Origin of the sequence: Klebsiella scottii, from assembly GCF_036561945.1 — a bacterium.
Classification (GTDB): Bacteria; Pseudomonadota; Gammaproteobacteria; order Enterobacterales; family Enterobacteriaceae; genus Klebsiella; species Klebsiella scottii.
The window spans coordinates 155,543-179,002 of the sequence record NZ_JARXNI010000018.1 but is presented as its reverse complement, the minus strand read 5'-3'; the positions used below and the strand labels follow the sequence as shown (position 1 = coordinate 179,002).

Genomic DNA, 23,460 nt, shown 5'->3' with positions numbered 1-23,460 from the left:
AATCCGTAAGGAGCAATTCGATGCGTCATTACGAAATCGTTTTTATGGTCCATCCTGACCAGAGCGAACAGGTTCCGGGTATGATCGAACGTTACACTGGTGCAATCACTGCAGCAGAAGGTACGATCCACCGTCTGGAAGACTGGGGCCGCCGTCAGCTGGCTTACCCGATCAACAAACTGCACAAAGCTCACTACGTTCTGCTGAACGTTGAAGCCCCGCAGGAAGCGATCGATGAGCTGGAAACAAACTTCCGCTTCAACGACGCCGTTATCCGCAGCATGGTAATGCGTACTAAGCACGCTGTTACCGAAGCATCTCCGATGGTTAAAGCGAAAGACGAGCGCCGTGAGCGTCGCGAAGATTTCGCAAATGAAACCACCGATGATTCCGAAGCTGGGGATTCTGAAGAGTAATCCTGATGACCAACCGTCTGGAGCTGTCCGGCATTATCTGCAGGACGCCAATTCGTAAGGTCAGCCCGTCAGGAATTCCACACTGCCAGTTCGTGCTTGAGCATCGTTCAGTGCAGGAGGAAGCCGGTTTTCACCGGCAGGCATGGTGCCAAATGCCCGTTATCATTAGCGGACACCAAAACCAGGCCATTACTCACAGTATAACGGTCGGTAGTGCAGTAATCGTTCGGGGGTTCATTTCTTGCCACAAGGCAAAGAACGGCCTGAGCAAAATGGTTCTGCATGCCGAGCAGATTGAATTGATAGATTCTGGAGACTAGCCAAATGGCACGTTATTTCCGTCGTCGCAAGTTCTGCCGTTTCACCGCGGAAGGCGTTGTAGAGATTGATTACAAAGACATCGCTACGCTGAAAAACTACATTACCGAAAGCGGTAAAATTGTCCCGAGCCGTATTACCGGTACTCGCGCAAAATACCAGCGTCAGCTGGCTCGCTGCATCAAGCGCGCTCGCTACCTGTCCCTGCTGCCATATACCGATCGTCATCAGTAATCGGCCGCTGTCTATTAACGACTTTAAGAGGATAAGGTAATGCAAGTTATTCTGCTTGATAAAGTAGCAAACCTGGGCAGCCTGGGTGATCAGGTTAATGTTAAAGCGGGCTACGCTCGTAACTTCCTGGTTCCACAGGGTAAAGCTGTTCCAGCTACCAAGAAAAACGTTGAATTCTTCGAAGCGCGTCGCGCTGAACTGGAAGCCAAACTGGCTGACGTTCTGGCAGCTGCTAACGCACGTGCTGAAGCAATCAATGCGCTGGGCAACGTTACCATCGCGTCTAAATCAGGCGACGAAGGTAAACTGTTCGGTTCCATCGGTACCCGCGACATCGCTGACGCTGTAACTGCAGCTGGCGTTGCCGTCGCTAAGAGCGAAGTTCGTCTGCCGAACGGCGTTCTGCGCACCACCGGTGAGCACGAAGTGGACTTCCAGGTTCATAGCGAAGTCTTCGCTAAACTGGTTGTTAACGTTGTAGCTGAGTAATTTTTACTCTGCTCGCGTCGAGACGCCGGCCTTGTGCCGGCGTTTTGCTTTTCTGCCTTCCCCCACGCTAATCTATTCGCGATAGACTATCGCGCACGAATAAAGCTGCCGTTTGCCTGACGGGTAAACAGCACCTGCTGCCCACCGCCGATATCGATAGTCAGGCCGGTTACCACCCCATTCGCATTCTGCCTAATCTGTACCGTTTGCCCGGTTTGCAGCGAGCTGAGCGGTTTTCCCGAACCTTCGACCTGAGCCATCGCGTAAACGTCGGTTGGCGGCAGATTATGGTCGCGGAACAGCTGGGCCAGGGTTTTCCCTGACTCGATGCGATAGGTGCGCCACTGCTGCTCGATGCCCGGCGCAGATTGCTGCTGTTGCTGCTGAGGCGGAGAGTAGGTCTGATTCTGCTGCTCGGTCGGCTGCTCATCCTGAACGGGCTCCGGAGCCACCGGCGCCATCTGATCGGCATCGTTCACCGTAGGCGTTGAGGTAATTGGCGGCAGCGGGATAGCCTGCTGTGACGACGATTGCGGCTGGGACTGCGATTGCATGTCGAGGCTGGCGTCGCGGCTGACCTGGGCGGACGTGCTGCTGTCCTCGGAGGGGAGCAGTATGCCGATAACCACCAGCAGGGCTCCGGCGATAATGCCCCGACGGTGCATTGGCGGCAGCGGATCCATAATGCGAATGTGATCCGGGGCGTGCCAGATCTTCGCCAGGGTAGGTGTCATTTCAAAGCGCCCGGGCATGGCTTTCCTCCTGCTCCGCATATTTTTATGCTGCTCCGTAGAGTATAGATGGCTAACTTCCTGATGGACGAGACAAAGATATGTTTCGTGAGGTTAGCCTGATATTGCCTATTGTTTCTGTTTCCCTCAGATTTGTCATCATCCAGCGACAAAGTTTTACCCATCGTGCTGTGGCTGATATGCTGCCCACCACTTTATACTCGTCGTCTTTCGGGTTGTCGGTGCGCTGGCAGTGCCGGTCACTCCGCTATGGCGCTATTTATGCCGCTGGAGCCGGAGTTCAGGAACCAGCCGCCTTCCCGCAGGCCGAAGTTTATAGAGTATGAATTTTCCCCCCAAAAAAGGAACAAAGATGGCAACCCCGACTTTTGACACTATCGAAGCGCAGGCAAGTTACGGTATCGGCTTGCAGGTTGGACAACAGCTGAGCGAATCTGGCCTGCAGGGGCTGCTGCCTGAGGCGCTGGTAGCCGGTATTGCTGATGCGCTGGAAGGCAATCAGCCGCAGGTGCCGGTTGAAGCCGTTCACCGCGCGCTGCGTGAAATTCACGAACGTGCCGATGCGGTACGTCGCGAACGTTTCCAGGAGCTGGCGGCAGATGGTCAGAAATACCTTGATGAAAACCGCGAGCGCGAAGGCGTGAACAGCACCGAATCCGGTCTGCAGTTCCGCGTTCTGACCCAGGGCGAAGGCGCTATCCCGGCGCGTACCGACCACGTTCGCGTGCACTACACCGGTAAACTGATCGACGGTACCGTTTTTGACAGCTCCGTTGCGCGCGGCGAGCCGGCGGAATTCCCGGTAACCGGCGTGATCGGCGGCTGGATCGAAGCGCTGACCCTGATGCCGGTTGGCTCAAAATGGGAGCTGACCATTCCGCATAGCCTGGCCTACGGCGAGCGCGGCGCGGGCGCATCGATTCCTCCGTTCAGCACCCTGATTTTTGAAGTAGAGCTGCTGGATATTATCTAAGCAGTAGTTGCTTCCTCTCCTTAATGGGCGGGGAAGCAAATAAAAATAGCGTAAAAATCTTAAGTTCGAAATTTGTTAGAGTTTAATGTTGCTTAAATGATTTTTTGGCGTAGCTTTGTGAGCTGTTTCGCGTGACCGGAGTGATATAACACTCACTTTAAACATAAAATTAACATTATATCTAAATCATAGTATTCATCCTTCCGATTCTTACCTAATATCGATAAGCCCTTTTCCAAGGGTAATGACCAATGACGGGCCAGTAGAGCTCGAACAACACAGACAGGTACAACAGGAAAATATCACATGGTAGATCAGATTAAAGTCGCTGCTGAAGAGCAGGCTCCGACGGAACAATCGCTGCGGCGAAATCTCACAAACCGGCATATTCAGCTTATTGCCATCGGCGGCGCTATCGGTACCGGGCTATTTATGGGGTCCGGTAAAACAATTAGCCTCGCCGGGCCATCCATCATTTTTGTTTATATGATCATTGGTTTCATGCTGTTTTTCGTCATGCGTGCGATGGGCGAACTGCTGCTGTCGAATCTGGAATATAAATCGTTCAGCGATTTCGCCGCCGATCTTCTGGGGCCGTGGGCCGGATACTTTACCGGCTGGACCTACTGGTTCTGCTGGGTGGTGACCGGGATGGCGGACGTCGTGGCGATTACCGCCTACGCCCAGTTCTGGTTCCCAGGCCTCTCCGACTGGGTTGCCTCGCTGGCGGTTATCCTGCTGCTGCTGAGCCTGAACCTTGCCACCGTGAAAATGTTTGGTGAAATGGAGTTCTGGTTTGCGATGATCAAGATCGTCGCTATCGTGGCGCTGATTGTCGTCGGCCTGGTCATGGTGATGATGCACTTCAAATCACCGACCGGCGTAGAAGCCTCTTTTGCTCATCTGTGGAATGACGGCGGCTGGTTCCCGAAAGGCATCAGCGGATTCTTTGCCGGCTTCCAGATTGCGGTCTTCGCCTTTGTCGGGATTGAGCTGGTGGGTACCACCGCTGCGGAAACCAAAGATCCGGAGAAATCCCTGCCGCGCGCGATTAACTCGATCCCGTTGCGTATTATTATGTTCTACGTCTTCGCGCTGATCGTGATTATGTCGGTGACGCCGTGGAGCTCAGTGGTACCGACAAAGAGCCCGTTCGTCGAACTCTTTGTGCTGGTAGGCCTGCCGGCTGCCGCCAGCCTGATTAACTTTGTGGTGCTGACGTCCGCGGCCTCCTCGGCGAACAGCGGCGTGTTCTCAACCAGCCGGATGCTGTTTGGTCTGGCGCAGGATGGCCAGGCGCCGTCGATGTTCGCCAGGCTGTCGAAACGCGCGGTACCGGCGAAGGGCCTGACCTTCTCCTGCATGTGCCTGCTGGGCGGGGTGGTGATGCTGATGGTCAATCCGAGCGTGATTTCCGCGTTCACCATGATCACCACGGTTTCGGCCATTCTGTTTATGTTCGTCTGGACTATTATTCTGTGTTCGTATCTGGTCTATCGCAAAAAGCGTCCGCAGCTGCACGAGCAGTCCAAATATAAGATGCCGCTGGGCAAGCTGATGTGCTGGGTTTGTATGGCGTTCTTCGTCTTCGTCCTGGTGCTGCTGACCCTTGAAACCGATACGCGCGAAGCGCTGATCGTCACGCCGCTGTGGTTTATTCTGCTGGCGGCCGGCTGGTTCTTTGCCGGTAAGAAGCGTCTGGCGAAATAAAAAATCGCCGGGAGCGATTTTTAACGTTGCTTGCAACGGCCCGTAGGGGGACGGGCAGGACGCCCGTCATAAAAAATCTTCGGGAGAGATTTTTAACGTTGCCTGCAACGGCCCGTGGGGGGACGGGCAGGACGCCCGTCATAAAAAAAGGCCACCCGGAGTGGCCAATAAGACTGACAGTATCGAGGGCGCCCGCGGGCGCCTTTTTTTATTTATTTTCCGGCAAGAGCGCGCGGGAACAGGACATTATTTTCCAGGCTGATGTGTTCCATCAGATCGTCGATCAGTTCATTAATGCCGTTGTACATCGCTTTCCAGGTGGTGCAGGCTTCCGGCGGCGGCGTCACGTTATGGGTGATGTGCTTGATCACTTCCAGCAGCTCACCCGCTTCGTCGTGCTCGCTTTCCATCACGCTGATGGGGCCAGCGGCCTGGGTCCCCATGCCCTGCTTAATCATCGGGAACAGGATCTGCTCCTCTTTCATCATGTGGCTGGAGAGCTCCTGGTGCAGCATCGTCAGGTATTTGGTTAACCCGTTCGGCACGTTGGGCTTATCGGCATGCACGCGCTCAACTTTGGTGGCCTGCAGAATAAGCTCCGGCAGCTGCTCGCGATGGCGGTCATGATAGCGCACGATAATATGGTCGATGATCTCCGCGTAGGGCACTACGCGCCAGTCGCGCTCTGACGGCTCTTCCGCAAGCTTCATCAGCTCCGCTTCGATGACCGCGACGTCCAGCTCTTTGCGCGATGCCGCGCGATCCAGCGTTTGTTTCCCGCCGCAGCAGTAGTCCATGTCGTATTTACGGAACAGCGCAGAGGCGCGTGGGATCGTCAGCGCCAGCTCGCCTAAAGGTTGGTCACGGAAAGCCATAGCAATTACCTCGTCATCAAGAATATAAGATGTATTTTAAATGCATCTTATTGGCAAGGGAATACCCCTTTCGGATACCAGGCTATTTTTTGTTCACGCTGACCTGCGCCACCAGCCGCGGCTTTTCCGGTCTGGCGCGCACGGCGTAGATAACGCCTGATACCAGCAGCAGAATACCGCTGAGCGTCAGCAGCGGCGGCAGGCTTTGACGCAGCAGGAAGGTATACAGCAGGCCCGCAAGCGTCTCGAAGACGATAAGCGGCCCGAGGATCACCGTCGGCAGCTTCTGGCTGGCGATGTTCCAGCATAACGCTCCGACCCACGAGCAGAACACGGCGATGGCCAGCATCAGCGTCACGAAGACCAGCGGACGGGGACCAAAGGGAAGGGGGAAGCTGACCTGCTGGCCGTGTAGCCACCAGCAGGCGGCGATGTAGCCCGCCAGCGAAAGGGGCAGCGTCACCAGCGCCTGGGCCGTTGCCCACATCATCGGATGCTTATCCGGATTCTCGCGCAGCCAGCGGGCGTTGCGCAGCGCGTACCACGCCCAGCAGGCAACGGAGATCAGCGCCAGCGCGATCCCGGAGGCGTAGCGCCAGAAGCTAAACGCCCCCGCGCCCTGGCGCAGCTCGGCGATATTGACGCACGCCAGGCCAAGCGCAATGCACGCCAGCGCCGGGAATAAGCGCCGCCACGGCAGCTTACCGTCGCGCTGGCTGTACAGCAGGTTAGCAAACACCGGCAGCACCACCGGCAGGGTGCCGATAATCATGGTGGCGACCGGGGCGCCGGTACGCTGGATGGCGCTGGCGAGGCAAACGTAATAGATCAGGTTGCCCATCATGGTTAGCCCGCAGGCAACCCACCAGTCCTGTGCCGAAAGCTGGCGTAGCCTTACGCGGCCAAGCCACGCCAGCGGCAGGGCGATGAGCCCCAGCGCCAGATAGCGCCCCATTGACTGTAGTACCGCCGGGTATTCCGGCACCACCTGAGGGCCGACAAAAATCAGACCCCACATCAACCCTGCCAGCAGGGCATACAACACGCCGCTAATCATCACGCCATCCATTATCGTTATCGTTGGCAAAAGTGTAGGTGAGGCCGGCGCGGGAATATTGTATGAGATTGCGCATTAGCGCCGGATGACCTGTTTTTGATAGCGCACCGGGGTAATCCCATAGCGGCGGGTAAAGGCGCGGGTCAGATGCGACTGGTCGGTAAGACCGGCGGCAGCGGCCACCTCGGCGGCGGGCATCCCGTGCGTCAGGAAGGCTTTGGCGCGCCACAGGCGAATAGCCATCAGCATTTGGTGGGGCGTGACGTGGAAATGGGCTTTAAACTGGCGCTGAAAATGCCAGGGACTGAGGGCGGCAACCTGCGCCAGCTCATCGAGGGTGACCGCGCGCATGTAGTTGTCGTGCAGATACTCGCGCACGCGTTCGAAACGATGGGCGGCCTCCGTCAGCACGGGCACGTGACGGGCGAACGGGCGAAAGGTGTCGATAACGTCGAGCAGCAGACCCTGCTGGGCCAGCGGATCGTCGGCGTGCCACAGGCCGTATATGAGATGACAGAGCTGTCGCGAACGCTGCGGGTCCTGGCGCACCACTTCTCTGAACCACCAGTGGCGCACGCCGGTCACCTCTCCCAGCAGCGCGGGATCGAGATAAACCATCCGATAGCGCCAGCCGTCGGCGGTTTCCGCTTCGCCGGTGTGCAGTTCGTCAGGGTTCATGGTGACGATGGAGTTCACCGCAGCGACGTACTGGCTACCGCGATAGCGAAAGCGCTCAGCGCCCAGCTCGATCGCTCCAATGCCGAAGGCTTCGTGGGTATGCGGTTCGAAGGCATAGCGGGAGATATGGGCATGATACAGCTCAACGCCCGGCACCTGCGCCAGATGGCGAAAGCGCGCGCTGTCTCTCTCATCGCTGAACTGTTCCGGTACGCCCTGCATCTGGTTTCTCCCCATAGGCCATCTTTGATTATCGGAGATGACCTACGGGGATGCTACAAAAATTAACCAGTTTGCAACAGTTACAGGATGCCTTTGACGCTTTCCGCCAGCGTAGTGGTCGGGCGACCAATCAGGCTGCTCAGGGTATGGCTATCGTCAAACAGGCCGCCCTTAGAGGCGCCGATATCGGAGTCCGCGAGCATATCCGCGAGCCCTGCCGGCAGGCCCACGCCCTTCAGCGCCGCAGCGAAGTCGGCTTCGCTAAGATTCTGATAAACCACGTTCTTACCGCTCTGTTTGCTCAGCTCGGCGGCCAGCGCGCTCAGGGTCCAGGCCTCATCGCCCGCCAGCTCGTAAACCTTCCCGGCATGGCCCTCTTCGGCGACGACGCGGGCGGCGGCGGCGGCATAGTCGGCACGGGTCGCTGAGGCAATTTTCCCGTCGCCGGCGGCGCCGATAAAGACCCCGTGTTCCAGAGCCGGCGGCGCGCTGGCGAGATAGTTTTCGGTGTACCAGCCGTTGCGCAGAAGGGTATAGGCGATACCGGACTCGGCCAGCATCTTCTCGGTTTCCACATGCTCAACGTGCAGGCCAAGCGGAGATTTATCCGCATGCAGCAGGCTGGTGTAGGCGATAAATTTGACCCCGGCGGCTTTGGCTGCCTGGATGACGTTGCGATGCTGGGACGCACGCTGGCCCACCTCGCTGGATGAGATCAGCAGCAGCTTATCCACGCCCTGCAGCGCGGCGGTGAACGCCGCCTGGTCGGTGTAATCCGCCTGACGGACGACCAGACCCTGCTGGCTCAGGGATTCGGCCTTCGCCGGGTTACGGACAATCGCCACAATCTGGCTGGCGGGAACGGTTTTTAACAGGTTTTCCAGAACGTGGTGGCCTAGCTGGCCGGTTGCACCGGTAATTGCGATCATGGGTCTTCTCCTTCGTGTTTATTGGCTGTTGTGGTAAGCTAACACCATAGCTAACTTTTGGTAAGTACGTACAAAAAGGTAAGTATAAAATGGCGAATCTGACGCTAAGTGAACAGCTGCGCGACGGCAACCTGTTTGCCGAACAGTGCCCTTCGCGCGATGTGTTGAAGCATGTCACCAGCCGCTGGGGCGTGCTCATCCTCGTGGCGCTGCGCGCGGGAACCCATCGCTTCAGCGACCTGCGCCGCAAGATGGGGGGCGTGAGTGAAAAGATGCTGGCCCAGTCGCTGCAGGCGCTGGAGCAGGATGGCTTTATCGACCGGGTGTCGTATCCGGTGGTCCCGCCGCATGTTGAATATAGTCTGACTCCGCTGGGTGAGCAGGTGAGCGAGAAGGTGGCGGCGCTGGCCGACTGGATTGAGCTGAATCTACCCGCGGTGCTGGCGAACCACGAGCAGACCGTTGCCTGAGCAGATAGCTACTTGCTCAGATCCAGCTGATAGATGGCAAAGCCGATATCGTCGGTGGCAACCTGTCGCATCGGGTACTGCGCCTGCTCTTTGATAAATGCCGCCGCTTTTCCGGTTGGCGCGGTTTCAAAGCGGATGTCCAGCGGCACCTTGCCGTGGAGCGGCGCCAGGCGCCAGTTGTTATCCGCCGCCGGGTGGATGGCCCCCGCTTTTTTCGACTCAGCGCTAATCCACGCCGCCAGCACCGAGCGATTTTCATCCGGGGAAGCAAAAGCAACGTGGCTATCGCCGGTACCGGCGAACTTGCCGCCGTAGGCGCGGTAGTTATTCGTCGCGACAAGGAAGGTGGCAGCAGGGTCGATGACCTTGCCGTTAAAGGTCAGATCCTTAATGCGCTGCGCCTGCGGGTTAATCATCTGGCACTCGCCGTCGTAGCGTGCCGGCTGGCTGACGTCAATCTGGTAATTAACTCCGTCAATCACGTCGAAGTTATAGGTGCGAAAGCCGTCCCAGTTGATTAATGACTGCGGCCTGCTGCTGGTCGTGTCTATCTGATTGAACTGCCCGGCAGAGCACTCCAGCCACTCTTTGACCTCCTTGCCGCTCACCTTCATCACCACCAGGGTGTTCGGATAGAGATACAGATCGGCGGCGTTGCGGAAGGTGAGCTGGCCTTTCTCCACCTCAACGAAGCTGGCGGGATCGTTCTTGCGTCCGCCGACCTTAAACGGCGCGGCGGCGGAGAGGACCGGCAGCTTCGCCAGGTCCGGATCGCCCTGAATAAAGTGCTCGACGTAAGCTTTCTGCGCCATATTGACCACCTGCACGGTCGGGTCGTCCTGCACCAGCGCAAGGAAGCTGTACATATTGTCGGAGGCGTGGCCGATCGGCTTGCTGACAAATTCACGCGTCGCGTCGTGGTCGGCTTTTAGCACCGCCACCATTTTGCCATCTTCCGCCGCCAGCGACTTCCTGGCGACCGGATCGTAGATTGGGCGGGCTTCGGCTTTAGCCTGGGTGACCTGCCACCTGCCGTCATTGTGGCTAAGAGCCAGATCGACGATGCCCAGATGATCGCCCCACATGCCGGGCATCACGGCCGGAATACCGTTAAGCGTGCCCTTACTGATATCCGCGCCCTTGATGCCGGCGAAATCTTTCCCCGGGAATACCGCGTGCGCGTGGCCGAACATGATGGCATCAACGCCGGGAACCTGGCTGAGGTAATACACCGAGTTTTCCGCCATTGCCTGATACGGATCGGCGGAGAGGCCCGAATGCGCGATAACCACCACGACGTCCGCGCCTTTCTCGCGCATTTCCGGAACAAATTTGCGCGCGGTTTCGGTGATGTCGTTAACGGTCACTTTGCCGGCGAGATTGGCTTTATCCCAGGTCATGATTTGCGGCGGGACGAAGCCGATATAGCCGATACGCAGGGTCTGCGTTTTGCCGTCGCTATCCTCAACCCTGGTATCCTGAATCAGGTACGGGGTAAACATCGGCTGGCCGGTTTTTACGTCGATAATGTTGGCGTTGACGTAGGGGAATGTCGCTCCGGAGAGGGCTTTGTGCAGGAAATCGAGGCCGTAGTTGAACTCGTGGTTGCCGAGATTGCCCACGACATAATCCAGCGTGTTCATGGCCTTATAAACCGGGTGAATATCGCCGCTTTTGAGACCTTTCGCCGCCATATAGTCGCCCAGTGGACTACCCTGAATAACGTCGCCGTTATCGATCAGCACGCTGTTTTTCACTTCCTGGCGGGCTTTTTCAATCAGCGTGGCGGTACGCACGAGGCCAAATTTTTCCGTAGCGGCGTCTTTGTAATAATCAAAATCCATCATATTACTGTGCAGATCGGTGGTTTCCATAATCCGCAAATCGACCGTCGCCGCGTTTACGCTGGCAGCGACCAGCGTGGCCAGGAGCGTTGCGCTAAACTTAATCATCAGAGGCGTCCTTTTTTATGAGCAATGGCACAGAAGAAAATGTATTTACATTTTGTTGCTTACAGAATTGTGAATCATGCCAGAAAAACGATAATTGAAACCGCCATCGCTATCACAGATAGCGGAACTCGCAGCGATGCGATATAAATAAAACAACGAGTTAACGCCACTGCAACCAGATGAGGTGGAGAATGTTAGAACAAGTATGTCAGCTTGCACGGATCGCGGGCGATGCCATTATGGAAGTCTATGATGGAAATCAGCCGATGGACGTTGCCAGCAAGAAGGACGATTCTCCGGTCACCGCGGCGGATATTGCTGCGCACAAAGTCATTATGAGCGGCCTGCTGGCGCTGACGCCCGATATCCCGATCCTGTCTGAAGAAGACCCTCAGGAGTGGCAGGTGCGCCAGCACTGGCAGCGCTACTGGCTGGTGGACCCGCTGGACGGCACCAAAGAGTTTATCAAGCGCAACGGTGAGTTCACGGTCAATATCGCCTTGATTGAGAAAGGCAAACCGGTGCTTGGCGTGGTCTATGCGCCGGTGATGAAGGTGCTGTACTGCGCGGAAAACGGCAAGGCCTGGAAAGAGGAGTGCGGCAGGCGTAAGCAAATTCAGGTCCGCGACGCCCGACCTCCGCTGGTGGTCATCAGCCGCTCCCACGGCAACGATCCGGAGCTGGAGGAGTACCTCGAGCAGATTGGTGAACACCAAACCACCTCGATCGGCTCATCGCTGAAGTTCTGCCTGGTGGCGGAGGGGCAGGCCCAGCTCTATCCGCGCTTCGGGCCGACCAACAGCTGGGACACCGCTGCCGGCCATGCGGTCGCGGTTGCCGCCGGGGCGCACGTTCACGACTGGCAGGGGAGAACCCTCGACTACACGCCGCGTGAATCCTTCCTCAACCCCGGCTTCCGGGTTTCTATTTACTGAGCAGCTTGTGCAGCAGGGCGACAACCTGCTGCACTTCATCCTGGGTCAGCGTGCCGTCTTTGGCCCACTGAACCCGGCCGTCTTTATCCAGCACCACGATGGCTGAGCTCTCCTCCTGCAGCTGCCACGCCTTACGTGCCAGACCGTTACTGTCGACAATAAACTGCGACCACGGATAGAGCTGCTTGTTGCTCTCAATGCTGCTGCGTACGAACATCCCTGAGCCCGGGATCGCGTCATCGGTATTGACGATAGTGGTGGTCTGATAGCGATCGTGCGGCAGCTTCGCGGCCTTGATAGCCTCTATCAGCGTGGCGTTTTTCTCTTTTGCCGCCGTGCGTCCGGCGATGTGCTGCACCACGCGAACTTTTCCCGCCAGCTGCGAGCTATTCCAGTTTTTATAGCTAAACTTATCATTATCCAGAATTAATTCTCCCCGGTCGGCGATGCCAACCGGCGCGACGCGCTGACCATCGACAAAATTATGCGCTGAGGCGATCAGCGGTAGCAGAAGGAGTGAAGCCGCCAGAATTTTACGTAGGGTCATGATGTTTCCTTATTATGTGCAGGTGATCCGACCACTTGGTCTGGCTTAAGCATAAATGCGATTTATCGGCATGACACGCAATCAGAGTGCCAGATTGCGTGTTAACGCACATATTCGAATAAAATCGGTGACTTATACTCACTTCTACGTATGTTTGAAAAGAAAATTCTTAATTAGTGTCATCAAAAGGTAAATAAACTTATGCATGCTGGGTATTACAGAAGTTCTGGACTATAGTTTCAGGGCATTAAAATTTGCGCTCTGGATTCGTGGGCTAAGTGTGGCACCACAGGAGCGTAACCCTGGCAGGAGACAACAATGAAAATTTTCCAACGCTACAATCCGCTGCAAGTGGCGAAGTACGTGAAGATCCTGTTCCGTGGACGGTTATACATCAAGGATGTTGGCGCTTTTGAGTTTGATAAGGGCAAAATCCTTATCCCGAAGGTAAAAGATAAGCAGCATTTTTCTGTGATGTCTGAGGTCAATCGTCAGGTTCTGCGTCTGCAAACAGAGATGGCTTAATCTGAAAAGTGGTATAGCTGTACGGTAAAAAAAACGGCTCCTGATAGGAGCCGTTAGTGTTTCTGAAGGCGGCGATTATGCCGACTCTTTTTCGCTTACCACCGTTTCCGACTGCTTCGGTACCATCACCGTCGGTTTATTGTCGATGCGGGTGACCAGCAGCTGATCGATGCGGTAGTTATCGATGTCCACCACCTCAAACTTGTAGCCTGAGAATTTCACCGCGTCGGTGCGCTTCGGGATCTTGCGCAGCATAAACATCATGAAGCCGCCGATGGTTTCATAGTTGCCGGACTGCGGGAAATCGTCGATATCGAGCACGCGCATCACGTCATCAATCGGCGTACCGCCGTCAATCAGCCATGAGTTCTCGTCGCGGGCGACGATCTGCTCCTCCAGCCCCTGGCCGACCAGATCGCCCATCAGGGTGGTCATTACGTCGTTCAGGGTAATAATCCCGACCACCAGCGCATATTCGTTCATGATGACCGCAAAGTCTTCGCCGGCGGTTTTAAAGCTCTCCAGCGCTTCTGACAGCGTCAGGGTATCAGGGACAATCAGCGTATTGCGGATCTGCACGCCGCCGGTCAGCACCAGGCTTTGATTCGCCAGCACGCGGTTCAGCAGATCCTTGGAGTCCACGTAGCCGATGATATGGTCGATATCCTCATTACAGACCAGGAATTTGGAGTGCGGATGCTCCGCAACCTTGTTCTTCAGGCTCTGCTCATCTTCGTGGAGATCGAACCAGATAACATTTTCACGCGAGGTCATCGACGACGGAACGGTACGTGATTCCAGCTCGAACACGTTCTCAATCAGCTCATGCTCCTGCTTACGCAGCACGCCGGCCAGCGCGCCGGCCTCGACGACCGCGTAAATATCATCGGAGGTGATGTCGTCTTTACGCACCATCGGTAATTTGAACAGCCGAAAAATATTGTTGGCCATGCCGTTGAACAGCCACACCAGCGGGCGGAACACCGTCAGGCAGAAGCGCATCGGGTTGATGATACGCAAAGCTACTGCTTCTGGCGCAATCATACCGATGCGTTTCGGGGTCAGGTCAGCAAACAGGATGAACAGGCTGGTGACCAGAGTAAAAGAGATAATAAAGCTGAGCTGCTCGGAGAGTTCCGGCGACATATAGCCGCTTAGCAGGCTGTTGAAAGCCGGTGAAAATGCGGCATCGCCGACGATACCGCCGAGAATCGCCACCGCGTTGAGGCCGATTTGCACGACGGTGAAGAACATCCCAGGGTTTTCCTGCATTTTGAGAACGCGCTGAGCGTTCACGTGACCATCATCGGCCAGCAGTTTGAGTTTGATTTTACGTGAGGCGGCCAGCGAGATTTCTGATATCGAAAAAAATGCGCTGACGGCAATCAGACAAAGTATTACTAAAATACTGTTTAACATAGTTTATCTAGCCATTGAGGCCAGATCCTCGGAAGGGAAGTTGATAACTCTAATGTGGAATACATAAAAAACCGGTCCGAAGGCACTGGACCGGCTACAACACAGCCTAGTATAGCGTAAGGTACTGTAAAGCCGCCAGAGCGTTAATTGTGCGCCCCGGAAATATTCACTACTACGCTACGCCTGCGGCGGCAGGCATACGCCGATCCCGCCGATACCGCAGTATCCGTACGGATTTTTATGCAGATACTGCTGGTGGTCGTCTTCAGCATAGTAGAACGGCTTCGCCGTTGCTATCTCAGTGGTGATTTGGCGCGGGTCGTTGGCGTCGCGCATCGCCGCCTGAAAACGTGCCAGGCTGGCTTTAGCGGCCGCATCCTGCTCCGGCGTCAGCGGATAGATAGCCGAACGATACTGGGTGCCGTGGTCATTGCCCTGCTGCATTCCCTGAGCCGGGTCATGGTTTTCCCAGAATACCTGCAGCAGCTGCTCATAGCTGATGACCTGCGGGTCGTACACGATGCGTACGGCCTCGGCGTGGCCGGTATCACCGGAACACACTTCGCGGTAGGTTGGGTTAGGGGTGTAGCCGCCGGTATAGCCTGCGGCGGTGCTGTAAACGCCGGGCAGCTGCCAGAACAGGCGCTCAACTCCCCAAAAGCAGCCCATCGCCAGCAGCGCAACTTCCATTCCCGCAGGAACGTTAGTCATGGAGTGGCCATTGACGGCGTGGAGCGTTGCCACCGGCATAGGGGTGTTGCGTCCGGGTAGCGCATCCGCCTGGGCGACAAGATGCGTTTTATCAAATAGACTCACGGTTGGCCTCTCTAAAACATAAGTCGTAGTTAAGGTTGTAACGATGCGTGTCTTTTTACACAATAAACACGATCGGTACGTCTAGAGTTAAACATAAGAATTATTTGGGTTATCGTCATTTTTTCAACCCTTAGCTGTTAGGGTTTTGTTAAGCCGGGGATCGGCGCTTTCGTTTCCTTCGGGGGGAAACAAGGATATTCAGGAGAAAACGTGCTACAAATCCGCCAGTTATGTGTCACCAGCCTTTTGCTGGTCAGCGGGGTCGCTAGCGCCGCGAGCGTGCGTTTGCAGGTTGAGGGGCTATCCGGGGAACTGCAAAAAAATGTCCGTGCCCAGCTATCGACGATCCAAAGTGATGAAGTCACGCCGGATCGACGCTTTCGCGCGCGCGTTGATGATGCCATCCGTGAAGGCCTGAAAGCGCTAGGTTACTACGAACCGACGATCGATTTTGATTTACGTCCGCCGCCGGCAAAAGGGCGGCAGGTGCTGATTGCCAAAGTGACGCCCGGCGAACCGGTGCGTATTGGCGGTACCGACGTCATTCTGCGCGGCGGAGCGCGAACCGACCGTGACTATCTGGATTTGTTAAAAACGCGTCCGGCAATCGGCACCGTGCTGAATCACGGCGATTACGACGGTTTTAAAAGCTCCTTGACCCGCGTAGCGCTGCGCAAAGGCTACTTTGATAGTGAATTCAATAAAAGCCAGCTCGGGGTCTCTCTCGATCGTCATCAGGCCTTTTGGGATATCGATTACAACAGCGGCGAGCGCTATCGCTTCGGCGCCGTGACCTTCAGCGGGTCGCAGATCCGCGACGAGTACCTGCAAAATCTGGTGCCGTTTAAGCAGGGGGATGAGTATACCTCCGAGGATCTGGCGGAGCTAAACCGCCGCCTGGCGGCCACCGGCTGGTTCAGCTCGGTGGTGGTCGCGCCGGAGTTTGAGAAGTCCAGAAAAACGAAAGTGCTGCCTCTGAAGGGCGTGGTCGCGCCGCGCAAAGAGAATACCGTCGAAACCGGTATCGGCTATTCGACCGACGTCGGGCCGCGGGTGAAGGCGACCTGGAAAAAGCCGTGGATGAACTCCTATGGCCACAGCCTGACCTCCAGCGTCAGCCTCTCCGCACCGGAGCAGCAGCTTGATTTCAGCTATAAGGTCCCGCTGCTGAAGAGCCCGCTGGAACAGTATTACCTGATGCAGGGCGGCTTTAAGCGCACGGATCTCAACGATACCAAAGCCGACTCCACCACCCTCGCGGCATCGCGTTACTGGGAGATGTCGAGCGGCTGGCAGCGCGCTATCAACCTGCGCTGGAGCCTCGATCACTTTACCCAGGCTAACGTCACCAATACCACCATGCTGATTTATCCCGGGGTATCGGTTAACCGCACCCGCTCGCGGGGCGGCCTGATGCCGACCTGGGGCGATTCCCAGCGTTATTCGGTGGATTACTCCAACACCATGTGGGGCTCGGATATTAACTTCGTCGTCGCCCAGGCGCAGGACGTGTGGATCCGCACGCTCTACGATCGCCACCGTTTTGTGGTGCGCGGTAACCTCGGCTGGATTGAGGCCGACAATTTTGACAAGGTCCCGCCGGATCTGCGTTTCTTCGCCGGGGGCGACCGCAGCATTCGCGGCTACAAATACAAATCTATCTCGCCAAAAGACGACGATGGCAAGCTGATCGGTGCATCGAAGCTGGCCACCGGCTCGCTGGAGTACCAGTACAACGTCAGCGGAAAGTGGTGGGGGGCGATGTTTATCGACGGCGGTGAGGCAGTAAGCGATATCCGCAAAAGCGACTTCAAAACCGGCGCCGGCGTTGGCGTTCGCTGGCAGTCGCCGGTCGGTCCTATCAAGCTGGATATCGCCGCGCCGGTCGGCGACAAAGACGAACACGGTTTACAGTTTTACATCGGTCTGGGGCCTGAATTATGAGTTTATGGAAGAAGATAAGCCTCGGGGTCGTGCTCTTTCTGGTCCTGCTGCTGGGCACGGTTGGCTTCCTGGTCGGCACCACCAGCGGCCTGCATCTGGTGCTGAAAGCGGCAGACCGCTGGGTGCCTGGCCTGGAGATCGGCAAGGTTACCGGCGGCTGGCGTGACCTGACGCTGGAGAACGTGCGGTTCGCCCAACCGGGCGTGGCGGTTACCGCCGGTCAGTTCCACCTTGCGGTGAAGCTACGCTGCCTGTGGGACAGCAGCCTGTGCGTCAACGACATTTCGCTACGCGATATCTACGTCGCGATCGATACCTCAAAAATGCCGCCTTCCGCGCCGCCAGAAGAGGAGGATTCAGGGCCGCTGAATCTCTCAACCCCATATCCCATCACCCTGAGCCGCGTCGCGCTGCAAAACGTTAACGTCAAAATTGATGATACCGCCGTGTCGGTGCGGGATTTCTCCACCGGCCTGCGCTGGCAGGAGAAAAACCTGACCCTGACGCCGACATCGCTGCAGGGGCTGCTTATCTCACTGCCGAAAGTCGCTAAGGTGGCGCAGGAGCAGGTCGTTGAGCCGAAGATAGAGAATCCTCAGCCGGAGGAAAAACCGCTCGGCGAGACGATGAAGGCGCTGTTTGCGCAGCCGGTGCTCCCGGAAATGGCCGACGTCCATCTGCCGCTCAACCTCAATATTGAGGAGTTCCGCGGCGAGCAGCTGCGGGTTACCGGCGATACCGATATGACCATCTACAGCCTGCTGCTGAAGGTCAGCAGCATTGACGGGCAGATGAAGCTCGATACGCTGGATATCGATTCCGATCAGGGCAAGGTCACCGCCGCGGGCAGCGCGCAGCTGCAGGATAGCTGGCCGGTGGATATTACCCTCGACGGTACGCTGAATATTGACCCGCTCAAGGGCGAGAAGGTGCAGCTGAAAGTCGGCGGCGAGATGCGCAAAAAGCTGACGGTTGGCGTTGATTTAGCCGGCCCGGTGGCGATGACGCTACGCGCCGATGCGCAGCTGGCTGAAGCCGGGCTGCCGCTCAATATGGAGCTGAAAAGCAAGCAGCTGTACTGGCCGTTTAGCGGCGAAAAGCAGTTCCAGGCCGACGATTTGCAGCTGAAATTCAGCGGCAAAATGACCGACTACGCCCTGGCGCTGAGCACCGCGGTGAAGGGTCAATCTCTGCCGCCGGCGAAAATCAGCCTCAATGCTAAGGGCAACGAGCAGCAGGTGAATATTGATAAGCTGACCGTCGCCGCGCTGGAAGGGAAAACCGAGCTGAAGGCGCTGCTTGACTGGCAGCAGGCGATTAGCTGGCGCGGCGAGCTGACCCTTGACGGCATTAATACGGCCAAAGAGGTCCCGGACTGGCCTTCGAAGCTGAACGGCCTGATCAAAACCCAGGGCAGCCTGTACGGCGGCAGCTGGCAGATGTCGGTCCCGGAGCTGAAAATCACCGGTAACGTGAAGCAGAATAAGGTTGATGTCAGCGGTTCCCTGCAGGGCAATAGCTATATGCAGTGGAAAATCCCCGGCCTGCATCTGGCGTTAGGCCCCAACAGCGCCGACGTGAAAGGCGAGCTGGGGGTTAAAGATCTGGATCTCGACGCCACCATTGATGCGCCGCATCTCGATAACGCGCTGCCGGGCCTTGGCGGGACGGCGAAAGGGCTGGTGAAAGTGCGCGGCACCGTGGAGGCGCCGCAGCTGCTGGCGGATATCACCGCCCGCGCCCTGCGCTGGCAGGAGCTATCGATTGCCCAGGTTAACGTCAAAGGCGACGTTAAATCCAGCGATCAGATTGCCGGCAATCTCGATGTGCGTATCGACCGTATCAGCCAGCCGGGCGTCAATATCAGCCTGGTGCAGCTCAATGCGAAAGGTAATGAGAAGCAGCATGACCTGCAGCTTAAAGTGCAGGGGGAGCCGGTCTCCGGCCAGCTGTCTCTGGCGGGGAGTTTTGACCGTAAAGAGGAGCGCTGGAGGGGAACGATGAGCAATACCCGCTTCCAGACGCCGGTGGGCCCGGTTTCGCTGACGCGCAATATCGCGCTGGACTACCGTAACCGCGAGCAGAAAATCAGCATCGGGCCGCACTGTTGGACCAACCCGAACGCCGAGCTCTGCGTGCCGCAGGCGATCGATGCGGGCGCGAGCGGCCGGGCGGTCGTCAACCTCAACCGTTTCGATCTGGCGATGCTGAAGCCGTTTATGCCGGAGGCCACCCAGGCCAGCGGCGTCTTTAGCGGCAACGCCGACGTGAGCTGGGACACCACCAAAGAGGGGCTGCCGCAGGGCAAGGTGACGCTGAACGGACGTAACGTGAAGGTAACCCAGACGGTCAACGATGCGCCGCTGCCGGTGGCTTTCGATACCCTGAACCTCACCGCCGATCTGCACAACAACCGCGCGCAGCTCGGCTGGCTGATCCGCCTGACCAATAACGGTCAGCTTGACGGACAGGTTCAGGTCACCGACCCGCAGGGCCGACGCAATCTCGGCGGTAATATCAACATCAATAACTTCTCGCTGGCGATGATTAATCCGATCTTCTCCCGAGGGGAAAAGGCGGAGGGCCGGCTGAACGCCAACCTGCGCCTCGGCGGCGATGTGCAAAATCCGCAGCTGTTTGGTCAGATGCAGCTGAACGGCGTGGACATTGACGGTAACTTTATGCCGTTCGATATGCAGCCCAGCCAGCTGGCGATGAACTTCAACGGCACCCGCTCGACGCTGCAGGGTACGGTGAATACGAGCCAGGGCCAGATTAGCCTTAACGGCAACGCCGACTGGACCCAGATAGACAACTGGCGCGCGCAGATCGCGGCGAAGGGCAGCCGGGTGCGTATTACGGTGCCGCCGATGGTGCGCCTGGACGTTTCGCCGGATGTGGTCTTTACCGCGACGCCGAGCTTGTTTAATCTTGACGGTAGCGTCGATGTTCCGTGGGCGCGTATTGTGGTTAACGACGTGCCGGAGAGCGCGGTCGGCGTCTCTTCCGATGAGGTCATGCTGAACGACTCCCTGCAGCCGATTAAGCCGCAGAGCGCCGGTATCCCGATCAACAGTAACCTGACGATCCATGTCGGTAATAACGTTCGCCTCAGCGCGTTTGGTCTGAAGGCGCGCCTGACCGGCGATTTAAAAGTTGCTCAGGATAGACAAGGTCTGGGCCTGAACGGGCAGATCAATATTCCGGAAGGGCGCTTCCACGCCTACGGCCAGGATCTGATCGTACGTAAAGGCGAGCTGCTGTTCTCCGGTCCGCCGGATCAGCCTTCACTGAATATCGAAGCCATTCGCAACCCGGATGCCACAGAAGACGACGTGATTGCCGGCGTTCGCGTCACCGGCTCCGCCGACCAGCCGAAGGCGGAGATCTTCTCCGACCCGGTAATGTCGCAGCAGGAAGCGCTTTCTTATCTGCTGCGCGGCCAGGGATTGAGCAGCGGGCAAAGCGATAGTGCCGCAATGACGTCAATGCTTATTGGCCTGGGGGTTGCACAAAGTGGTCAGGTTGTGGGTAAAATCGGCGAGACGTTTGGCGTAAGCAATCTGGCGCTGGATACCGAGGGGGTAGGCGACTCTTCCCAGGTGGTAGTCAGCGGCTATGTGCTGCCGGGTCTGCAGGTAAAATACGGGGTCGGTATCTTCGACTCCCTGGCGACGCTGACATTACGCTATCGCCTGATGCCTAAGCTATATATGGAAGCGGTGTCTGGCGTAGACCAGGCTCTCGATTTGCTCTATCAGTTTGAGTTTTAGCAATGCGAATATTTGTTTACGGCAGTTTACGACGCAAACAAGGCAACAGCCACTGGATGACCAACGCTCAGTGGCTGGGCGATCATAGTGTCAACGATTATCAGCTGTACAGCCTGGGCCACTATCCAGGCGCGGTGCCCGGTGAAGGCACGGTACATGGTGAAGTCTATCGTATTGACGCATCGACGCTGGCCGAACTGGATGCTCTGCGTACCAAAGGCGGCGAATACGCGCGCCATCTTATCCAGACGCCGTATGGCGGCGCATGGATGTATGTCTATCAGCGCCCGGTTGAGGGGTTTACGCTGATAGAGAGCGGTAACTGGTTAGACAGAGACCAGTATTAAAAACGACAACGCCACCCTCGGGTGGCGCTGTTTTTTGCGGGCGTTAATCAGAACTCGACGCGGGCGCCGAGATTATAGCGTCGGCCCTCTATCTGACCGTACTCGCCCCACGAGGTGGTGCGTTTAGGGTCCGCATCAAACAGGTTATAGATCCCCGCCAGCAGCTGCGCGTTTTTGTTCAGCTGATAGCGCAGGCCGACATCCACCATCGTATAGGCCTCATACTCATTGTGGCTGCCGCTATCGCGGTTGCTGCTGCGATAGTTCACCGTACTCCAGACATCCATACTCTGCGTCGCCGCCCAGCTGAGCGACAGATTTGCCATATGGCGCGGATAGTCGTTCAGCGCATAGCCTTTTTCGGCACCGCTTTTCTGCTCGCTGTGGTTGTAGGTGTAGTTGGCGTTAGCCTTGATATCGGCACTAATCTGCCAGTCAGCGTTGAGCTCGACGCCGTAGACGTCGGCTTTACTGACGTTAAAGTATTTGTCGATCGAATCTGCTTTGTAGCCGTTGACGGAACACTGGTTGGTTGCCGTGGTTTCGCAGATGTTTTGCTCGGTAATTTTATCTTTGAACTGGGTATAGAAGACCGTGCCGTCCAGCGCCAGGGCGCTGCCCGTCCAGTACAGGCCGAGCTCGGAGTTAACGCTTTTCTCCGGCTTCAGGTCGTCGTTGCCGACCGTCAGGAAGGGATAGGGTACGGTTGAACCGTGCGGCGTAATAAAATCGCTGGAGGTCGCGCGCAGCTCCGGTTTTTTATAGCCTGCTGAAACCCCGCCCTTCAGCGCCCATGCGTCGCTAAACGCCCAGTTGCCGTACAGCTTTGGCGTGACGTGGGTGCCAAAGTTATCATCGCGATCGAGACGCCCTGAGGTGGTCAGGATGAAATCGCCGAGGGTCCAGCCGTCTTCGGCAAACAGCGCCCAGCCGTTGCGGCTAACTTTGGTAACCGGGGTGGAGCCCGGCAGGGTTTTGTTGGCGACATCAAAGCGGTCATTCAGCTCTTCGCGGGTAAAGTTCGCGCCCACGGTCAGCTTGTGGTTATCAAGGCTCAGCGTTGTCTGGCTGTTGGCAACGTAGTTTTCCGTCTGCACGTATTGCGGCGTTTGCCCGTCATAGACGTACTTTGAGCGGCCTTTTTCATAATTAATGTAGTTGGTGGTGGCGACGGTATCGTCGGCATACCAGCCGGAGTGCGTCAGGGTTAACGCGTCGCGGTCGAAGCGCCATGTCCAGGGCGTGCCGCGCTGCCGGGTCCGATTTTTCTCCTGCTCGCCGGTCACCACGTTCAGGTCAAAGAGGTTGTTCTCGCTGGCGGCCAGGCCGAGCGTCATATCGAGGGACTTGCGGTTGTGCTTGCCGAAGTAGTTTTCGCGTTCGTCATCGCGACGATCCAGCCAGTCTGCCGCGAGGCTGAGGCCGAGGACGTCGGGGATCAGCGGGCCCATGGTGAACAGATTCATCTGGCTGGTATTGCCAAAATCATGGTGCTCCTGGAGCCAGGTGTTGGCGGCCATCGCGCCGGTCCACTCCTTCACGCCGTAAGGCTTTTTGGTGATAACGTTCACCACCCCGCCGATGGCATCTGAGCCGTAGAGGGAGGACATCGGGCCGCGAATAACCTCAATACGCTCAATCGCCTCCATCGGCGGCAGGAAGCTGGCTTCGGTGCCGAGGTCCTGGCCATAGGGGCGTGATTCGCCGGTATTCTGTTTGACGCTGTTAACCATGAAGGCGGTGTAGGACGGGTCCATGCCGCGCATCATAATGCTGCCCGAGGATATTTCGCTGCCGCTCGACACCGACACGCCGGGAAGGTTTTTTATCGCCTCGCCGACGTTGCGGTCGGGCTGAATATCCAGCGTTTGGCGATCGATTGTCGAGATGGTCGCCGGCGCTTCACGCTTTTCCTGCGCAAAGCCGGTGGCGGTGACCACCATTTGCTCTTCGCCGCTACGCGAAGTTTCGCTAAGTTCTTCCGCCTGAGAGGGCAAAATGACCCCACCGGATAAGGCTACGATCCCCGTAAGCGCAATGAGTTGACGCGTTTTCATAATATCAGACACCTGCAAAGAA

The 23,460-nt window shown here is 57.0% G+C and carries 22 protein-coding genes; 12 read left to right on the top strand and 10 right to left on the bottom strand.

The window, feature by feature from the left end:
* The first annotated feature begins 20 nt into the window (after nt 1-20).
* Genes rpsF through rplI form a run of 4 tightly spaced genes read left to right on the top strand, consistent with a single transcriptional unit; the run spans nt 21 to nt 1,457 of the window.
* The gene (gene rpsF / locus QFI97_RS02725) at nt 21-416 is read left to right on the top strand and encodes a 30S ribosomal protein S6 (RefSeq protein ID WP_095104382.1); all 396 of its coding nucleotides are present in this window, start codon (nt 21-23) and stop codon (nt 414-416) included.
* A gap of 5 nt (nt 417-421) precedes the next feature.
* The gene (gene priB, locus QFI97_RS02720) at nt 422-736 is read left to right on the top strand and encodes a primosomal replication protein N (RefSeq protein ID WP_041143726.1); all 315 of its coding nucleotides are present in this window, start codon (nt 422-424) and stop codon (nt 734-736) included.
* Between the two features lie 4 nt (nt 737-740).
* Nucleotides 741-968, top strand: coding sequence for a 30S ribosomal protein S18 (gene rpsR, locus QFI97_RS02715; RefSeq protein WP_002210155.1), 228 nt, complete (start codon nt 741-743; stop codon nt 966-968).
* A gap of 39 nt (nt 969-1,007) precedes the next feature.
* The gene (gene rplI / locus QFI97_RS02710) at nt 1,008-1,457 is read left to right on the top strand and encodes a 50S ribosomal protein L9 (RefSeq protein WP_041143727.1); all 450 of its coding nucleotides are present in this window, start codon (nt 1,008-1,010) and stop codon (nt 1,455-1,457) included.
* 86 nt (nt 1,458-1,543) lie between these two features.
* Here the strand turns inward: rplI and QFI97_RS02705 are convergent, their stop codons facing one another.
* A complete protein-coding gene (locus QFI97_RS02705; protein WP_095104378.1) occupies nt 1,544-2,209 on the bottom strand; it encodes a LysM-like peptidoglycan-binding domain-containing protein in 666 nt (221 codons plus the stop codon).
* 352 nt (nt 2,210-2,561) lie between these two features.
* Here QFI97_RS02705 and bamJ point away from each other — a divergent pair, with 352 nt between their 5' ends.
* Nucleotides 2,562-3,182 carry a BamJ family beta-barrel-assembly machinery protein gene (bamJ, locus tag QFI97_RS02700; RefSeq protein WP_095104376.1) on the top strand — a complete coding sequence of 207 codons (621 nt, stop codon included), beginning with the start codon at nt 2,562-2,564 and terminating at the stop codon, nt 3,180-3,182.
* Between the two features lie 306 nt (nt 3,183-3,488).
* A complete protein-coding gene (cycA, locus tag QFI97_RS02695; protein ID WP_095104374.1) occupies nt 3,489-4,892 on the top strand; it encodes a D-serine/D-alanine/glycine transporter in 1,404 nt (467 codons plus the stop codon).
* Nucleotides 4,893-5,104: 212 nt separating this feature from the next.
* Here the strand turns inward: cycA and ytfE are convergent, their stop codons facing one another.
* The 4 genes from ytfE to QFI97_RS02675 all read right to left on the bottom strand — a co-directional run bounded on the left by ytfE (nt 5,105) and on the right by QFI97_RS02675 (nt 8,653).
* Nucleotides 5,105-5,767 (bottom strand): iron-sulfur cluster repair protein YtfE, encoded by a 663-nt coding sequence (ytfE, locus tag QFI97_RS02690; RefSeq protein ID WP_346430542.1) that lies wholly within the window; start codon nt 5,765-5,767, stop codon nt 5,105-5,107.
* Nucleotides 5,768-5,849: 82 nt separating this feature from the next.
* Nucleotides 5,850-6,824, bottom strand: a complete 975-nt coding sequence (locus QFI97_RS02685) for a DMT family transporter (RefSeq protein ID WP_346430595.1) — start codon at nt 6,822-6,824, stop codon at nt 5,850-5,852.
* Nucleotides 6,825-6,899: 75 nt separating this feature from the next.
* Nucleotides 6,900-7,724 (bottom strand): AraC family transcriptional regulator, encoded by an 825-nt coding sequence (locus QFI97_RS02680; protein ID WP_346430541.1) that lies wholly within the window; start codon nt 7,722-7,724, stop codon nt 6,900-6,902.
* Nucleotides 7,725-7,804: 80 nt separating this feature from the next.
* Entirely contained in the window at nt 7,805-8,653 is an 849-nt protein-coding gene (locus QFI97_RS02675; RefSeq protein ID WP_095104366.1) for an SDR family oxidoreductase, read from the bottom strand.
* 89 nt (nt 8,654-8,742) lie between these two features.
* On the opposite strand from QFI97_RS02675, the gene QFI97_RS02670 reads away from it, so the two are divergent.
* On the top strand, nt 8,743-9,123 hold the full coding sequence (locus tag QFI97_RS02670; RefSeq protein WP_045853340.1) for a winged helix-turn-helix transcriptional regulator: 381 nt from the start codon (nt 8,743-8,745) through the stop codon (nt 9,121-9,123).
* Between the two features lie 8 nt (nt 9,124-9,131).
* Here QFI97_RS02670 and QFI97_RS02665 read toward each other — a convergent pair whose 3' ends face one another.
* Nucleotides 9,132-11,075: a bifunctional 2',3'-cyclic-nucleotide 2'-phosphodiesterase/3'-nucleotidase gene (locus QFI97_RS02665; protein ID WP_346430540.1), complete on the bottom strand. Its 1,944-nt coding sequence runs from the start codon at nt 11,073-11,075 to the stop codon at nt 9,132-9,134.
* Nucleotides 11,076-11,266: 191 nt separating this feature from the next.
* Here QFI97_RS02665 and cysQ point away from each other — a divergent pair, with 191 nt between their 5' ends.
* Nucleotides 11,267-12,010 carry a 3'(2'),5'-bisphosphate nucleotidase CysQ gene (gene cysQ, locus QFI97_RS02660; RefSeq protein ID WP_045853338.1) on the top strand — a complete coding sequence of 248 codons (744 nt, stop codon included), beginning with the start codon at nt 11,267-11,269 and terminating at the stop codon, nt 12,008-12,010.
* On the opposite strand, the gene QFI97_RS02655 is transcribed toward cysQ, so the two are convergent.
* Complete coding sequence (locus QFI97_RS02655) at nt 12,000-12,557, bottom strand: YtfJ family protein (RefSeq protein WP_346430539.1); 558 nt, start codon at nt 12,555-12,557, stop codon at nt 12,000-12,002. The genes cysQ and QFI97_RS02655 overlap by 11 nt on opposite strands.
* Nucleotides 12,558-12,875: 318 nt before the next feature.
* Between QFI97_RS02655 and QFI97_RS02650 the strand changes: the two genes are divergently transcribed.
* Complete coding sequence (locus tag QFI97_RS02650; RefSeq protein WP_041143739.1) at nt 12,876-13,082, top strand: DUF1107 domain-containing protein; 207 nt, start codon at nt 12,876-12,878, stop codon at nt 13,080-13,082.
* A 75-nt stretch (nt 13,083-13,157) separates the two neighbouring features.
* On the opposite strand, the gene paeA is transcribed toward QFI97_RS02650, so the two are convergent.
* Together paeA and msrA are read right to left on the bottom strand one after the other, a co-directional pair.
* Nucleotides 13,158-14,501 carry a polyamine export protein PaeA gene (paeA, locus tag QFI97_RS02645; protein WP_095104358.1) on the bottom strand — a complete coding sequence of 448 codons (1,344 nt, stop codon included), beginning with the start codon at nt 14,499-14,501 and terminating at the stop codon, nt 13,158-13,160.
* A gap of 177 nt (nt 14,502-14,678) precedes the next feature.
* On the bottom strand, nt 14,679-15,317 hold the full coding sequence (gene msrA / locus QFI97_RS02640; protein WP_346430538.1) for a peptide-methionine (S)-S-oxide reductase MsrA: 639 nt from the start codon (nt 15,315-15,317) through the stop codon (nt 14,679-14,681).
* Between the two features lie 210 nt (nt 15,318-15,527).
* Between msrA and tamA the strand changes: the two genes are divergently transcribed.
* From tamA to QFI97_RS02625, 3 genes are read left to right on the top strand one after another with little or no spacing between them, the layout of a single operon-like run.
* Nucleotides 15,528-17,261: an autotransporter assembly complex protein TamA gene (gene tamA, locus QFI97_RS02635; RefSeq protein WP_095104353.1), complete on the top strand. Its 1,734-nt coding sequence runs from the start codon at nt 15,528-15,530 to the stop codon at nt 17,259-17,261.
* Complete coding sequence (tamB, locus tag QFI97_RS02630) at nt 17,258-21,034, top strand: autotransporter assembly complex protein TamB (RefSeq protein ID WP_346430537.1); 3,777 nt, start codon at nt 17,258-17,260, stop codon at nt 21,032-21,034. Before tamA ends, tamB begins: the two co-directional genes overlap by 4 nt.
* Before the next feature lie 2 nt (nt 21,035-21,036).
* The gene (locus QFI97_RS02625) at nt 21,037-21,381 is read left to right on the top strand and encodes a gamma-glutamylcyclotransferase family protein (protein WP_095104349.1); all 345 of its coding nucleotides are present in this window, start codon (nt 21,037-21,039) and stop codon (nt 21,379-21,381) included.
* A gap of 47 nt (nt 21,382-21,428) precedes the next feature.
* Here QFI97_RS02625 and QFI97_RS02620 read toward each other — a convergent pair whose 3' ends face one another.
* On the bottom strand, nt 21,429-23,438 hold the full coding sequence (locus QFI97_RS02620) for a TonB-dependent receptor domain-containing protein (protein ID WP_346430536.1): 2,010 nt from the start codon (nt 23,436-23,438) through the stop codon (nt 21,429-21,431).
* Nucleotides 23,439-23,460: the final 22 nt, after the last annotated feature.